The 930-nt window shown below is 46.8% G+C and carries 1 protein-coding gene; it reads right to left on the bottom strand.

What is annotated here, in order from left to right; all coding sequences use genetic code 11:
• The coding region (gene sthA, locus A3712_RS19235) for a Si-specific NAD(P)(+) transhydrogenase (RefSeq protein ID WP_063524699.1) at positions 1-930 on the bottom strand (930 nt) is incomplete at both ends.

Below are 930 nucleotides of genomic sequence, written 5' to 3'. Positions count from 1 at the left end.
GGCTAGGGTATCCAATTACATCACCGACCGCGTATACATGTTCAACGTTGGTTTGGTAATTGGTATTCACCGATACCTGGCCACGAGAGTCCGCTTCTAGACCAACCGCACCTAAGTTCAGCTTGTCAGTGTTACCGGTTCGACCATTGGCATACAGTAAGCAGTCGGCACGCATCTTTTTGCCTGACTCCAGGTGAATGATTACGCCATCATCAGTCCCTTCGATTTTCTCAAAGGTTTCATCGTTACGAATCACAACGCCACTGTTCCAGAAGTGGTAAGAAAGTGCATCTGAGGTTTCATTATCTAAGAATGACAGTAGACGGTCTCGAGTGTTAATGAGATCAGTCTTTACACCCAAACCTCGGAAGATAGACGCGTACTCACAACCGATAACACCGGCACCATAGATGATGATGTGTTGAGGGTCGTGTTTAAGAGAAAGAATGGAGTCGCTGTCGTAGATACGTTCATGCAGAAAGTCGACGTTCTCTGGTTGATAAGGGCGAGACCCCGTCGCAATGACAAACTTGTCAGCACTGTAGTACTCTTCCGTACCATCACTTTGCATTACAGAAATAGAGTGAGAATCAATAAAGCGCGCTGTACCAAATACTAGTGTACATTGGTTACGATCGTAGAAGCCTTGGCGCAGCCGTGTCTGTTTATCGATAACGGATTTCGCATGCCCCAGAATATTGGAAAACGTCGAGTGAATGCTTTTGTTGTTCTGACAGAACAGAGGGTTGTTATTGAACTCGATAATACGGCTTACAGCATGACGCAGAGCTTTTGAAGGAATGGTTCCCCAGTGGGTACAACCACCACCAACGCTGCTCTCTTTTTCAATGATTGCAACGTTCAACCCGGCTTTGGTTAATCCCATCGCTGCCCCTTCGCCTCCGGGGCCACTACCAATTACGATTACAT

This window comes from Vibrio sp. HI00D65 (assembly GCF_001635455.1).
In the GTDB taxonomy this organism is placed as follows: Bacteria; Pseudomonadota; Gammaproteobacteria; order Enterobacterales; family Vibrionaceae; genus Vibrio.
The sequence above is the reverse complement of the archived record's forward strand: the minus strand, read 5'-3'. Positions and strand labels throughout refer to the sequence as shown.